The sequence below is a fragment of the Phenylobacterium hankyongense genome, assembly GCF_003254505.1.
Lineage (GTDB): Bacteria > Pseudomonadota > Alphaproteobacteria > Caulobacterales > Caulobacteraceae > Phenylobacterium > Phenylobacterium hankyongense.
In genome coordinates, this window is the sequence record NZ_QFYP01000001.1 from 2,138,274 (window position 1) to 2,151,084 (window position 12,811).

Sequence of the window (12,811 nt, forward strand, 5' to 3'; positions counted from 1 at the left end):
ATCATGTTCGGAAGGCCTCTGAAGCCTGAAGCTCCTCCACGAGGAAGTTGTCGTTTCAGCGGAAGCGGATCGGCAGCGAGACCTGCAGGGCGTAGTCGGGCGCGTCGCGGGTCAGGCCGACGCCGAGGGTCACGTCCAGCAGGGCCCCCGACCCCAGCACCCGGTCCAGACCCAGCTGCAGGCTGGCGGCGGTGGTGTCGGACCCCGGCGCGCCGACCCCGTCGATCTGGGTCCTGGCGCGGAAGTCCTGCGCGAGGCCGAAGGTGAGCGAGGTGTCCGGATTGACGGCCAGCACCGCGCCCAGCGACAGGCCCATGGCGTCGCCCGGCTGCACGACACTGCCGGCCTCATGCGCCGCCAGGTCGTGGGCGTAGGACAGGGTGGCGAAGAACACCATCGGATCGCTGCTCTTCACCGCCGTGACCCGGGCGCCGAACTCCTCCACGCCCGAGCCGGCGGCGACCGATGACACCTGTGCGCTGAATGGATCGCGGCCGGTGGCGAACCGCCAGGAGAGGCCGCCGACCAGGTCCGGCCGCCACCCCGACTCGCGCAGGAACTGATGGCTGAGGGCCACCTCCACGTCGCCGAATCCCGAGGCTTCGTTGACGGCGTGCGTGCCGTCGCCGAGCGTCCTGGACTCGCGCAGGCCCGCGTAGGGGACCCGCACCTCCAGCTGGCTCGACCAGGGCAGGCCGAGGCGCAGCGCAGCCGAGGCGCGCAGCTGGTCTTCGCGCAGGCGCTGGTCGGCGACGGTGGGCACGCCTTCCGGCGTCTGGGCCAGCGCCAGGCCCTGCACCTCGCGGTTGCTGTAGGCGAGAGTGGGGATGATCTCCGCCCGCCAGGGGGGCAGCACGAGGCCGCCGCGCTGGACCAGGGTTCGGGAGAGGGCCTGCAGTTCGGCGTCGTCGTCGACCGGCGTCGGCTTGGCGGACGCTGACGCGGCGGACGGTATCAGCGTCGGGGACGGCGCCGAGCCCTGGACGGCCGTTGGGGTGGCGGCGTGCTCCCGCTCGAGGGCGGCGACCCGCTGCTCGAGGGCGGCGATCACCCGGTCCCGCGCCTTCAGGGCCTCGAGCAACTCGTCGCGCGCGAGCGGCTGGGCGCGGACGGGTGCGGCGACGAGGCAGCAGGCGGCCAGCGCCAGGACCCCGGGCCTCACGACGGGCCTCCGACCGTCCGTAGCGCGGCGTCGGCGGCGCGCAGCGCCGGGCCCGAAGGCGCCAGGAACAGCTCGGGCGGCGCGCCCATGCGGTTCGGCGGATGCGGATCGTCAGGCGGCGCCACCACGAAGCCGATACGGCTGGTCCAGACGCGCATGAAGCCCTCCACGCTCATGGTGCGGTTGCCGAAGGCGGGATCGCCCAGCAGCAGCCGGTCGCCGCGGCGGCCGCGCACCACTACGAAATGGCCGAAGCCGCGCACCCGGATCGGCGCCACCGCCGGGGCCATGGCCAGCAGCTCGTCCAGGCTGAGGTCGGCATAGCCCGCGGCGGCGAATCCGCGGCTGGCGGCGAACCGCTTGAGGTCCAGGAGCGAGAAGCCCAGCCGGGCGCGTACGAGCCGGACGTCCCCCGTCCGCAGCATGCCCAGCGCCGCCTGCCGCTCGCTGACCGGATCGCCGAGCTGGTAGGTCATCAGGGTGGCGATGGCCGCGGCGCCGCAGGACAGGTCCCAGTGCTGGCGCACCAGCCGGTCGTCGCGCAGCTCCAGCAGGCTGCGCACCGGCTTGGCGTCCGGGCGCGAGCCCGTGTCCGGGCGGGGTTCCGCGCTGGGGGCGATGGGCGCGGCCCCGCCCGGTGGCGCGGCGCCGAACGCCAGCAGCGCCGCCGCGCCGGCCCAGGCCAGGCTGCCAGCGCCTGAGATGGGCCTGGGCATCGCGGGAACCTCAGTGCGGCCCCTTCATCACCATGCTCGCCATCTCGTCGTGGCCCCAGGTGCGCACCTGCGGGCCGATCGAGCCCAGCAGCCCCTGGGTCTCTTCGGCGGGACCGGCCGAGAAGGTGATCGTGCCGTTCGGGCCGGTGCGCAGCGCCCACAGGCCCTCGATCGAGACCTTGCGGCGGTCCTCGTCCCGCAGGGCGCCGATGAACGCGCCGGTCGTCCGGTCGTAGGCGTCGATCCGCCCGTCGCCGAAGTTGCCGACTAGCAGGGCGCCGGCGAACTTGCCGAAATTGGCCGGTGCGATGGCCAGGCCCCAGGGGGCGTTCAGCCGGCCGTGCTCGATCAGTCGGCGCAGGAGATGGCCGTCGGTGTCGAACACGTCCACGAACCCGAGCCCACGTCCGACGGTCTCGTCGGCGGCGCCCGGTTCCTTCTTCGCAAAGGCGACGTACAGAAGGCCGCTCAGGTTCTGGACATTGAAGGGCACGTAGCCGTCCGGCAGCTTCGGGTCGGTGAAGCTGCGGATCTTGTTGAAGCTGGTGTCGTAGACGCTGACGACGCCGTTGCCGAAGTCGGCGGCGAACAGGCGCGCCGAAGTCTCGTCCAGCCCCAGCGTCAGGCCCTTGAAGATCGAGCCGCTGGCCGACTGGTCAACCGCCACGACGGTGTGGGTCGGGTCGACCGTGGGGTTCCAGCCCTGGATCTGGCCGGACTCGGTCGCGAAGGCGAACACCGTCTGTCCGGTCTTGCCGGCGCTGGTGATGTTGAACGCGTTGGTCAGGCCCACATAGGTGGTGCCGGTCGGGCCGCCGGGGACGGCGACCTCCAGCGCCAGCTTTCCGAAGGTGTCCTTGTTGTACACGGTCGAGGAGTCGGTGTGGTTGTTGGCGACCCACAGCGGCCCGCCAGGGCCCTGCGACAGGCCCCAAGGATTGACCAGTAGCGGATCGGTGACCGGGGCCACGCCGCTCCGGTCCGCCACCTGGTTGGTGATCGTGAACCGGATACCGGCGGCGACCGCGCCGAGCTGGGCGTCCGAGAGCTGGACGGGGGCGCTCAGCGCCGGCGACGCGAGCATGCCCGCTGCCAGGGCGATCGCGGCAGCGCTTGTCTTGAGATGCAACATCGTTCCCTCCACGGCCTGGCCGGGCGGTGACCCGGGCGCCTACCGGTGAATGACCCGGCGCAGGGCGCACGTTCAAAGCGAGTGGGAATTTTTTAAGAGCGCCGGGAGTTGCTCCGACACTGTCGTCGGGCGCGGCGGTCAGAAGGCCTTGCTGACCCCGACCACGAGGGCGCTGCGCCTTCGCGCGTGGCCCGCCTCGGACTCCGAATCCGGCCGGGCGCCCGTCCAGGCCAGCTGCACGTCAAACCCGCGGACGGCGGCGGCGATCGCCAGGCGCCAGTCGTACTGAAGGTCCTTGTCGTCTCGCCGGCCTCCGGTCGGCGCCAGCAGGCCGAGGTGTCCGCTGAGGCGCAGGTCGTTCGCGGTCCGGATGGTTCCGTCGACCTCGGAATAGAGCGTCCCGTAGGGCTGGCCGAAGTAGTTGGGCGAATAGTGCAGGTGGTAGGCCAGGCGCCGGCCGACCAGGCCGACGTAGGCTTCCTGGTAGGCGATGGACGGCAGGCGCTCGTCGTATCGCGCGTAGTCGCTGTTCGTGAGGCCGGCGTCGATCGCCCAGGGCCCGCGCGTTCGCCGGACGTAGCCGACGTACTCCTGCAGTTCGAGCAGTTGCGGACCCGCATGGGCGCCCGCGACCGTGGCGGAGGCGCCCATGTAGAGACCGCTGGGGTCATCGCGCGACAGGTCCAGGCTGAGGGTCGGCCGCCCGTTGCTTAGGGAGACGCCGCGGAACCGGTAGTCCGACGCGGCGGACAGGCTGGCGCCGACCTGTGCGGCGGCAGGCGCAGCGAGGCTCAGCGTCAGCAGCGACAGGACGAGGGTGGGTGCGACGCGGCGGCGGGCGATCGCCTCAGCGCGACCGCGGCGCCAGGACCCTGACGGCGGCCTGTCGAACGCCACCGCAGGTCGTGGCGGCGTTGGTGAGCGTCGCACAGGCGTCGATGGCGCCGCCGCCGGCCTGGGTCGAGACGAGCGAGAGCGCGCCGGTCCGGCTCTTTCGACGTTCGCGTAACAGGGCGAAGAGCCCGCTGACGTGCGCCGCTGCATACGAGCTGCCATTGACCAGAGACCAGCGTCCGCCTGGCTCGGTGGTGGGAATATCCTGCCCTGGCGCAACGTAGACGCCGGCCGGCGGGCGGGCCAGCGACTCCTCCTGGACGGCGACGACGCCGGGGTGCGAGGCGGGGAAGCCGCCGCGGGGGAGGGTGCGATCGAAGGCGCCGACCACAATGGCGCCGCGTCCGATGGCCACGTCGACCAGCCGCCCGAGCAGCGGGTCGGACGGGCCGCTGAGGCTGAGATTGATCACCTGCGCCTGCTGGTCGATGGCGAAGTGCAGCGCCTTGGCGAGGCTGAGGCTGTTGCAGACGGTGTCCGGGCGCGCCGCCGAGCGGACTTGCCAGCAGGCCCGTAGCGCCATCAGCCGGGCGCCGGGCGCGACGCCGGCGATGCCGAGGCCGTTGTCGGCCTTCGCGCCGATGACCCCGGCCACCGCCGTCCCATGTTCTTCCGCCTCGTCCTGGCCGTTGGCGACGAAATCCTCGCGGATCGCGACCTGGCCGGCGAGATCAGGGTGGCGGCTCTCCACCGTGCTGTCGATGACGGCCACCGACACGTTCCGGCCGGTCGCCACCTGGTGCAGGTCGGCCAGGCGCCACGCCGTCGCGGCCGGCTGTGCGCGAAACAGCGGGTCATTGTGCGTCGCCGCGCCGCCCTGAGCGTGGAACACCTGCATGGGTTCGGACCAGGCGATCCCGGGCTCCCGGGAAAGGCGCGCGGCGACGGCCTCGGCGGATTGCCCCTTCGGCACGCCCATTACGTAGCAGTCCAGCCCCACCAGCGGCATTGGCCAGCCGCTGACCAGGACCAGCCCGTGGTCACGGGCGATGCGGGCCGCCTGCCGCCGCCGGGCGCTGCGCGCCAGGTCGTCGCCATAGCCGGCGCCGTAAGCGGAATGTGGCCGGTAGTGCTCCGGCGCGAGCTGAAGCAGCACCAGGACCTGCTGCGGCGCGTCGGCCGGCGGGCGCGCTTGCGGCCAGGCAGCGCCCGCCCATAGCCAGCCAGCGGCCGCCACGCAGAGGCTGGCGAGCGCCTTGGGGCTGCGGCGCGCGCGGGTCATGGCGGCGGGCTCGGGTCGATGGGTTCGGCGAACAGGACTTCGGAATCCTTTCGCAGCCGCGCGAGGGCGGCGGCGCGCGCCTGCGGCGGGACGCTGAGGAGGTAGGCGCCGGCGGCGGTCGGACCATCCGCCAGGCGCGCGCGACTGGAGATCAGCAGGCGGCGCAGGTCCGCCTCGGTCGTCTCCGGCCGGAAGGCGACGATCACATTGCCGGACGGCGAGGTCCGCGCCGCGCCCAGCGTGTGATAGCGGGCGGGCTGGCTCGGCGGCAGCATGAGCCCCGCCGCCACGATCAAGGCGACGGCGGCGTAGGCGAGGCGCCGCCCCACGCCGCGTGCGGGCGGATCGACATGGTCCGCGGCCCCACGGAAGCGACGCTGTGCGTCCAGGTCGGTGCGCATCCGCGCCCAGCCCGGTTCCACACTCATCGGAAGCGCGGCCACCTCGGCGGCCAGCTGGCGCTCGAGGTCCAGTTCGGCCTGGCAAGCCGCGCAACGGCCAAGGTGGGCCTCCACCTCCCGTCGCTCGACCTCGTCCAGCTGTCCGGTGACGTACCAGGGCAGCAGCCGCAGCGTCTCCTGATGGCGGTCATGCAAGGGGATGATGTGCGTCATGGCCTCGGCCTCACAGCCAGTCCGCCAGTCCGCCGGCGAGCCGACGCCTGAGGTGGCGTCTGGCGTGGAACATCCGGGTCTTCACCGTGTCCACCGGGCAGTCCATGATCTCGGCGATCTCCCGGTACCCGATCTCGTGGAAGTAGGTCAGGTCGACGACCGTGCGGTGATCCGGCGAGAGCTCGCCGATCGCCTTCAGCAGGATTTTCCGCACCTGTCGCTGACCCAGCTCGTCTTCGGGGCCGGCCTCCGCGCTGGCCCGGCTCTCGGCCCGTCCGTCGTCGACGGGATCGTCCTGGCGCTGGAGGGCCATCAGCGCCTTGCGGTAGGCGATGGCGAAGATCCAGGTCGAGAGCTTGCTGGCGCCATTGTAGCGTTCGGGCTGGTTCCAGACGACGAGCATGGTGTCGTTGAGCACCTCCTCTACCAGTTGCGGCCGACGGATCATGCTGGTCAGAAATCGGGTCAGTCGTGGGTGATAGTCCCGGTACAGGCATTCGAACGCGCGCAGGTCGCGCCGGCATACCCTCGCGATGAGCTCAGACGGGTCCTCGGCCGGCGCCGAAGCGTTGGCTTGGTGCAGACGATCTGCGACGCCATGGCCAACCAAGATCGGCTCCCCTGCGCTCGCGCGTTAATTCCGGCCGGCGGGGAAGAGGTTCAATGCAGGCGATCCCGTGGCCTGGCCGGGGCGGACGCAGCGTACAGGCCGGGGCCGGCTTGCGACCGGTCATTTGAGGGTCTCGAGGTAGGCGACCAGATCGTCCAGCTGGTTCGGGTCGCGCAGGCCCGGATAGGTCATCTTGACCCCCGGCAGGTAGGTGCGCGGCGCCGGCAGGTAGGCGTGTAGCTTGTCCGGCGTCCAGGCGAACCCCGCGGTCTTCATCGCCGACGAATAGCTGAAGTCGGCGACCGAGCCCGCCTTGCGGCCGACCACCCCGAACAACGGCGGACCGACCACCACGCCGCCGTTGCGGGCGTTCGAATGGCAGACGCTGCACTGCGCGGCGAACACGCTGCGCCCACGCGCCGGGTCGGGGCCAGCCGCCGTCGACGCCTTGGTGGCGCAGGGCGCGGCGACCACGCCTGCGACGCTGGCCGCCGCGACGGCCATCAGAAGGCGAACCATGTGAACAGCCTCAGGGTGTCATTGTCGGAGGCATTGCGGCCCGCGCCGTCGAAGGCGCGGCGGGCGCCATCGAACCGCAGGTAGTGGGTGTATTGCAGCCCCACCCGCATGTTGAGCCGACGTGCGGGCTGCGAGGCCGCTCCCCAGGGGGTCCCGTCGAGCTGCAGGGTGAGGCCGGAGCTGTCCGGCTTGAAGCTGCGGTGGTCGGGATAGAGGACCGGATTGGCGGAGCCGAAGGTGTCGAAGGCGCCGAGTGTCAGGCCGACCCGATCACGCCAGTAGTAGGACGCGTTGAGCCGCAGGTCATTCAGGGTGGCCCGGGCGCAGCCGGGATCCTCGGAGGCGGCGAGCGCGCAGGTAGCGTCCAGCCTCTGGCGTTCGTGGACGTAACGGGAATCCACGGTCAGCACGTCGCCGTGTCCGAGCGTCCTCTGATAGGACGCATCCAGTCCGAGGTCGGTGTAGCGATCGGTCAGGCTGGTGGAGCGATCCATTCCGGGGTGAAGTCTGGCGTGAAGGGCGACCGCGCCGATCTCCGCCACGCCGCCCCCCACTGTCTTCTGCCAGGCGATGCGTGCGTAAGGCGCCAGCCCGTCGATGTCGCCGGGCGAGAAGGGATCGGCGCCCAGCCGCCGGAGCGCCGTCGCGCCCGGAGAGCCATAGCCGCCAGCTTCCAGGTAGAGTTCGGAGTTGATCCAGGCATAGCCCGTCGCCCCGAGGGTGGTCTGGGCCAGGCTGCCCGAGATCAGCAGCGAGGCGGCGGGGGCCGGCGCCAGGGCGGAGTCGGTGTAGGGGAAGCTCCAGGCGGGCAGGGTGTTCCAGGGGTCCTGCACCCCCGGGGAATTGTTGAGGCTGACGCCCAGGACGAGATCCCTGTCGCGGACCTGGGTGGTGGTGGTCAGGCGCAGGTCGACGTTGTCCCAGGCGAAGGTCCTGGCCACGCCGTCATAGGTCGCCTGCACGAAGGCGCCGACATGGGCGCCGAAGCCGCCGGCGAGGAACAGGCTGACCTGGTCGAGCGCGCTGTTGTCGTTGGTGTGGAAGCCGGACGCCGGGGGGCTGGGCTGGTCCTTGGCGGTCTGCACATAGGAGGCGACGGCCATGGCCGCGATGGGGAAGTTGAAGGCCGTCGCGCGCTGGGTGTAGCCGCGAAGCTTGAAGTTGCGGCCGTAGGGCGTCAGCTGCGGGCCGAAGCCGCCGACGTGGCAGGCCTGGCAGGGCTGGGCGGTCTGCACGGCGAACGCCGGGACCGCCCCGGCCGGCGTCGAGGCCAGGGCGAGCGCCACGAGCGCCCCAAGCCACGCCGGCGCAAAGGTCACGACAATCACCCTGCGGTCCCAGATCTTGCGCGACGGCATGCTGATCTCCCTTCGAGAGGGTTTGATCCGTCTTAGGCGGCCGCCATCACGTGAGGCGGCGTGGAAATCGCCACATCATGAGCATTCGAGGCGAAGGAATACCAAGATCCCGCCGGCGGGTTCGCGCTGCCGGGTGCGCGTCAAGCATGTCTTCGCGTCTGATCTTCGAGTTAGTGCTCGCGGCGTCGGAAATGGTTCAAGCTGCGCCGTTCGAGGAAGAGCCGCGCATCTGGTGACCCCATGCGTGCGGGCGCGATCGACTTGGCGGACACGCCGAGGATCTCGCCCGCCTCCTGCTGGGAGCGCCCCTCGATCGCGGTCAGCAGCAACGCCGCCCTGAGGGAGGCGGGCAGGCGCGCGATCGCGCGCTCAAGCGCCTCGATCCTTTCGCGCTCGATGAGCGCATCGTCCGCCCGAGCCGTGGTGTCTTCGCGCTCATGCGCCCCGCCGCCTTCGAGGGACGTCGCGCCTAAGACGAAGCGCCGGACCGCCAGCCGCCGCCCGCGGTCGCGGGCCTTGTTGATGGCGATGGTGCGCAACCACGCGCCGAAAGAGCGAGACGGATCGTAGCGGGCGAGCGCACCCCAGGCGGCGATGAACGCCTCGTGGGCGGCTTCAAAGGCTTCGTCGGGATCGCCCAGATAGGGGCGAAGCAGCCGGTAGAGGCCCTCCTTGTGTCGCCGCACGAGCTCCGCGTGGGCGCGCTCGTCGCCCCCGGCCGCCGCTTGCGCCAGTTCGGCGTCTCCTCGTTCGGGCGCCTGGCTCACGCGGCGTCTTCGGTGAGGGCCCTTCCCACGGTCTCGTCAAAGCGGGCGGCTTGGTCGGGGGTCAGCACCTGCCGCATGGCGAGCACGTGAAGGATCGTCTGCGTCTGCAGCTGGCTCATGGCCTGGTGCGAGCGGTCGATCGCGTGCTGCACCGCCGGCGTGTAGGCGTGGCCCTGCCGGATGGCCTGAGCCAGGTCGGCGTTGGCGGCCCGCATCTCCGCCTCCAGCGCCCGGCGGCGCGCCGCGTAGTCGCGCTCCAGACCGTCGATCCGGCGATCCTGGTCCCGCGTGAGGTGAAGCTCCTCATGGACCATCTGGTGGAACGGGGTTCCGTGGTGCATCCGGCCCACCACGAAATGGGCGCCGCCCCAGGCGCCGCCCGCAGCGGCGACGACCGAGAGCACGATCGTCAGCAGGATGCTGCGCGCCGGGCTCACCGGTCGCCCTCCAGGAGCGTCGACGGGGCGAGGTGCGCGGCGGCGGAAAAGGGGCTGACCTGCCGCGACTGGGCGAAGGTGGTGGCCGCCCCCACGCCCCCTGCGGTGACGCCGATCGCCAGCGCCAGGCCGACCGAGGCGATCCGGATCGGCGCCAGGGCGCTCGTCGTCCGCAGCTCCTCGCGCCGGCGCGCGACGCCGCGCAGCACGGCCTCCTCGAATCCGGCGAGGGAGCGGTCCTGCTCGCTCCCGGCCAAGCGCGCCATCAGCTGATCCAAGTCGTCTCGCATCGGAGCGTCCTTCGTCACAACCCCACCGCATATACGCGTCCTGCGCCTTCGATCCCGCAAACGCCCTTGACCTTCCCATGATGGGAACCCCTATCTGGGGCGGACATCGAGAAGAGGAAGCGCGCGATGTCCGAGACCCTGACCTTGAATCCGTTCGACGTTCCCATCCTAGGCATGACCTGCGCGAGCTGCGTCGGACGGGTGGAGAAGGCCATCAAGGCCGTGCCCGGCGTGCGGAGCGCGGCGGTGAATCTGGCGTCCGAGCGCGCCCAGGTGGCCGGCGGCGACCCGAAAGCTGTGGCCGAGGCGATCCGCTCCGCCGGCTACGAGCCGGTCGAGCGCCAGACCGAGCTGAAGATCGACGGCATGACCTGCGCCAGCTGCGTCGCGCGGGTCGAGAAGGCCCTGCGCGAGGTCCCCGGTGTGGTCGCCGCGGCCGTCAACCTGGCCACCGAGCGGGCGACCATCCGCACGGTCGGGGCCGCCGCGTCGCCGGGCGAGCTTGCCGCGGCCGTGGCCAAGGCCGGCTACGCCGCGCAGCCGATCCAGGTGGCCTCCGCCGAACAGGTTGATCGCGAGCGTGAAGCCCGCCAGGCGGAGATCCGCAATTTGCGCCGGTCGGTGATCCTGGCCGCCGCGGCCAGCTTCCCGCTGTTCGTCGTGGAGATGCTCGGCCACCTCGTGCCCGAAATGCACCATGCGATTGGGATGACGATCGGCGAGCCGGGCTGGCGCCTGCTGAGCTTCGCCCTGGCCACGTTCGTACTCTTCGGACCGGGGCTGCGGTTTTACCGCAAGGGCGTCCGGAACTTGATCCGGTTCACGCCCGACATGAACAGTCTGGTGGTGCTGGGCGCGACCGCGGCTTGGGCGTACTCCACCGTGGCGACTTTCGCGCCGGGCGTCCTGCCGCCGGCCGCTGACAACGTCTACTATGAAGCCGCTGCGGTGATCGTCACCCTGATCCTGCTGGGCCGGTGGTTCGAGGCTGGGGCCAAGGGCCGCACCAGCGAGGCGATCAAGCGGCTGATGAGCCTGCAGGCCAAGACCGCGCGGGTGGAACGCGGCGGCACGGAGATCGAGCTGCCGATCGCCGAGGTGGTCCCAGGCGACGTCGTCACCGTCCGGCCCGGGGAGCGAATCGCTGTGGACGGCGAAGTCCTCGACGGGGCCTCCTTCGTCGACGAGTCGATGATCAGCGGCGAGCCGATCCCGGTGGAGAAGTCGGCCGGCGCCGCGGTAATCGGCGGCACCGTCAACGCGACCGGGGCTTTCCGCTTCCGCGCCACCAAGGTCGGGGCCGACACGCTGCTGGCGCAGATCGTCCGCATGGTCGAGACCGCCCAGGGGGCCAAGCTGCCGATCCAGGGCCTGGTGGACCAGGTGACCGCCTGGTTCGTGCCGGCGGTGATCGCCGTCGCCACGCTAACTTTCCTGGCCTGGCTGGCGTTCGGGCCGACGCCGGCCTTGGGGTTCGCCCTGGTGAACGCGGTGGCCGTGCTGATCATTGCCTGCCCCTGCGCCATGGGACTGGCGACGCCAACCTCGATCATGGTGGGAACCGGCAAGGCCGCCGAGCTGGGCGTCCTCTTCCGCCGCGGCGAGGCCCTGCAGGCGCTGCGCGATGTGCGCGTCGTCGCCCTCGACAAGACCGGAACCCTAACCAAGGGGCGGCCAGAGCTGACCGACATCCGCACCGCCGCGCCTTTCAAGGAGGACGAGGTCCTGGCGCTGGTCGCCAGCGTTGAGCGCCGCTCCGAACATCCGGTGGGAGGGGCGATTGTCGAGGCGGCGAGGGCGCGTGACCTGGTCCTGCGCGAACCTGCGAGCTTCCAGTCCACGCCCGGATTCGGGGTCGAGGCGACGGTCTCGGGGCGCCAGGTGCTGGTCGGCGCCGATCGCTTCATGGTTCATCGGGGAGTCGACATCTCCACCTTCGCCGCGAAGGCCGGCGAACTCGCCGACGCCGGCAAGACGCCGCTCTACGCCGCCGTGGACGGTCAGCCGGCCGCCGTCCTTGCCGTCGCCGATCCGATCAAGCCCACCTCCCGGGAGGCGATCATGACCCTCCACCGTCTCGGCCTGAAGGTCGCGATGGTCACCGGCGACAACCGACGCACCGCGGAGGCCGTCGCCCGAGAGCTCGGGATCGACGATGTGCTGGCGGAGGTCCTGCCCGGCGAGAAGGCCGACGCCGTCCGGCGTCTGCGCGCAGCGCACGGTCCGGCGGCCTTTGTCGGCGACGGCGTGAACGACGCGCCGGCGCTGGCCACGGCCGACGTGGGGATCGCCATCGGGCAGGGCTCCGATATCGCCATCGAGAGCGCGGACGTGGTGCTGATGAGCGGCGACCTGCGCGGGGTGGTCAACGCCATCGCGCTCAGCCGGGCGACGCTCGCCAACATCCGCCAGAACCTGGTCTGGGCCTTCGGTTACAACGTGGTGCTGATCCCGCTGGCGGCCGGCGCCCTCTATCCGGCGTTCGGCCTGCTGCTGTCGCCGGTGGTGGCCGCCGGCGCCATGGCGCTGTCCAGCGTCAGCGTACTCACAAATGCGCTGCGGCTGCGGGGCTTCCGCTCACCGCTGCCGGCGGCGCCTTCGCTGCAAGGAGACGCCGCATGAATATAGGCCAGGCGGCGCGCGCCTCCGGCGTCAGCACCAAGATGATCCGTTACTACGAGCAGACGAAGCTGATCCGCCCGGCGGACCGCACGGACAGCAACTACCGCAGCTTCGGCGCGCGGGATGTGAACGACCTGCGGTTCATCAAGCGGGCGCGGACCCTGGGGTTCTCGGTCGAGGAGATCGTCAACCTGCTGTCGCTCTGGCGCGACCGCGACCGCCCCAGCCGCGAGGTGAAGGCCATCGCCGACGGCCATGTGAAGGACCTCGAGGTTCGAATCGCCGAGATGCAGGCGATGGCCGACACCCTGCGCCACTTGTCCGGCTGCTGCGCCGGCGACGACCGCCCGGATTGCCCGATCCTCGCGGACCTGGCGGGCGGCGCCGGGGACGTCGGCGGCTTGACCGTCGCGTCGCCCGACGGCCGCTTCGGGCGGTAGGGACCGCCGCCCTGATGGCGGTCCCGAT

14 protein-coding genes are annotated in these 12,811 nt (G+C 71.3%); 2 read left to right on the forward strand and 12 right to left on the reverse strand.

From position 1 onward, the window contains the following. Positions 1 to 55 precede the first annotated feature (55 nt). The 12 genes from DJ021_RS10435 to DJ021_RS10490 all read right to left on the reverse strand — a co-directional run bounded on the left by DJ021_RS10435 (position 56) and on the right by DJ021_RS10490 (position 9,697). On the reverse strand, positions 56 to 1,162 hold the full coding sequence (locus DJ021_RS10435) for a hypothetical protein (protein ID WP_111457481.1): 1,107 nt from the start codon (positions 1,160 to 1,162) through the stop codon (positions 56 to 58). After that, positions 1,159 to 1,878, reverse strand: a complete 720-nt coding sequence (locus tag DJ021_RS10440) for a C39 family peptidase (protein WP_111457482.1) — start codon at positions 1,876 to 1,878, stop codon at positions 1,159 to 1,161. Before DJ021_RS10440 ends, DJ021_RS10435 begins: the two co-directional genes overlap by 4 nt. A gap of 10 nt (positions 1,879 to 1,888) precedes the next feature. Beyond that, on the reverse strand, positions 1,889 to 3,010 hold the full coding sequence (locus DJ021_RS10445; protein WP_111457483.1) for a TIGR03118 family protein: 1,122 nt from the start codon (positions 3,008 to 3,010) through the stop codon (positions 1,889 to 1,891). A 138-nt stretch (positions 3,011 to 3,148) separates the two neighbouring features. After that, positions 3,149 to 3,907 (reverse strand): TorF family putative porin, encoded by a 759-nt coding sequence (locus DJ021_RS10450; RefSeq protein ID WP_165837177.1) that lies wholly within the window; start codon positions 3,905 to 3,907, stop codon positions 3,149 to 3,151. Beyond that, positions 3,858 to 5,126 (reverse strand): S8 family peptidase, encoded by a 1,269-nt coding sequence (locus DJ021_RS10455; protein ID WP_111457485.1) that lies wholly within the window; start codon positions 5,124 to 5,126, stop codon positions 3,858 to 3,860. Before DJ021_RS10455 ends, DJ021_RS10450 begins: the two co-directional genes overlap by 50 nt. Next, positions 5,123 to 5,740, reverse strand: coding sequence for a zf-HC2 domain-containing protein (locus DJ021_RS10460; RefSeq protein WP_111457486.1), 618 nt, complete (start codon positions 5,738 to 5,740; stop codon positions 5,123 to 5,125). The genes DJ021_RS10455 and DJ021_RS10460 overlap by 4 nt, the downstream gene beginning before the upstream one ends. Positions 5,741 to 5,750: 10 nt before the next feature. After that, positions 5,751 to 6,350, reverse strand: a complete 600-nt coding sequence (locus DJ021_RS10465; RefSeq protein ID WP_207801806.1) for an RNA polymerase sigma factor — start codon at positions 6,348 to 6,350, stop codon at positions 5,751 to 5,753. A gap of 120 nt (positions 6,351 to 6,470) precedes the next feature. Further along, a complete protein-coding gene (locus tag DJ021_RS10470) occupies positions 6,471 to 6,869 on the reverse strand; it encodes a c-type cytochrome (RefSeq protein ID WP_207801807.1) in 399 nt (132 codons plus the stop codon). Continuing rightward, entirely contained in the window at positions 6,854 to 8,227 is a 1,374-nt protein-coding gene (locus DJ021_RS10475; RefSeq protein ID WP_111457488.1) for a cytochrome C, read from the reverse strand. Before DJ021_RS10475 ends, DJ021_RS10470 begins: the two co-directional genes overlap by 16 nt. A 170-nt stretch (positions 8,228 to 8,397) precedes the next feature. Continuing rightward, the gene (locus DJ021_RS10480; RefSeq protein ID WP_111457489.1) at positions 8,398 to 8,994 is read right to left on the reverse strand and encodes an RNA polymerase sigma factor; all 597 of its coding nucleotides are present in this window, start codon (positions 8,992 to 8,994) and stop codon (positions 8,398 to 8,400) included. Further along, positions 8,991 to 9,431: a Spy/CpxP family protein refolding chaperone gene (locus tag DJ021_RS10485; protein ID WP_111457490.1), complete on the reverse strand. Its 441-nt coding sequence runs from the start codon at positions 9,429 to 9,431 to the stop codon at positions 8,991 to 8,993. The genes DJ021_RS10480 and DJ021_RS10485 overlap by 4 nt, the downstream gene beginning before the upstream one ends. Continuing rightward, on the reverse strand, positions 9,428 to 9,697 hold the full coding sequence (locus tag DJ021_RS10490; RefSeq protein WP_243625951.1) for a hypothetical protein: 270 nt from the start codon (positions 9,695 to 9,697) through the stop codon (positions 9,428 to 9,430). Before DJ021_RS10490 ends, DJ021_RS10485 begins: the two co-directional genes overlap by 4 nt. Before the next feature lie 150 nt (positions 9,698 to 9,847). Between DJ021_RS10490 and DJ021_RS10495 the strand changes: the two genes are divergently transcribed. Together DJ021_RS10495 and cueR are read left to right on the forward strand one after the other, a co-directional pair. Continuing rightward, entirely contained in the window at positions 9,848 to 12,343 is a 2,496-nt protein-coding gene (locus tag DJ021_RS10495) for a heavy metal translocating P-type ATPase (protein WP_111457492.1), read from the forward strand. Further along, a complete protein-coding gene (cueR, locus tag DJ021_RS10500; RefSeq protein ID WP_111457493.1) occupies positions 12,340 to 12,783 on the forward strand; it encodes a Cu(I)-responsive transcriptional regulator in 444 nt (147 codons plus the stop codon). The genes DJ021_RS10495 and cueR overlap by 4 nt, the downstream gene beginning before the upstream one ends. Positions 12,784 to 12,811 lie beyond the last annotated feature (28 nt).

Coding starts and splice junctions, on each gene's coding strand:
- DJ021_RS10440 (WP_111457482.1), bottom strand. CDS start 1,878: ATGCCCAGGCCCATCTCAGGCGCTGGCAGCCTGGCCTGGGCCGGCGCG.
- DJ021_RS10445 (WP_111457483.1), bottom strand. CDS start 3,010: ATGTTGCATCTCAAGACAAGCGCTGCCGCGATCGCCCTGGCAGCGGGC.
- DJ021_RS10455 (WP_111457485.1), bottom strand. CDS start 5,126: ATGACCCGCGCGCGCCGCAGCCCCAAGGCGCTCGCCAGCCTCTGCGTG.
- DJ021_RS10460 (WP_111457486.1), bottom strand. CDS start 5,740: ATGACGCACATCATCCCCTTGCATGACCGCCATCAGGAGACGCTGCGG.
- DJ021_RS10470 (WP_207801807.1), bottom strand. CDS start 6,869: ATGGTTCGCCTTCTGATGGCCGTCGCGGCGGCCAGCGTCGCAGGCGTG.
- DJ021_RS10475 (WP_111457488.1), bottom strand. CDS start 8,227: ATGCCGTCGCGCAAGATCTGGGACCGCAGGGTGATTGTCGTGACCTTT.
- DJ021_RS10490 (WP_243625951.1), bottom strand. CDS start 9,697: ATGGCGCGCTTGGCCGGGAGCGAGCAGGACCGCTCCCTCGCCGGATTC.
- DJ021_RS10495 (WP_111457492.1), top strand. CDS start 9,848: ATGTCCGAGACCCTGACCTTGAATCCGTTCGACGTTCCCATCCTAGGC.
- cueR (WP_111457493.1), top strand. CDS start 12,340: ATGAATATAGGCCAGGCGGCGCGCGCCTCCGGCGTCAGCACCAAGATG.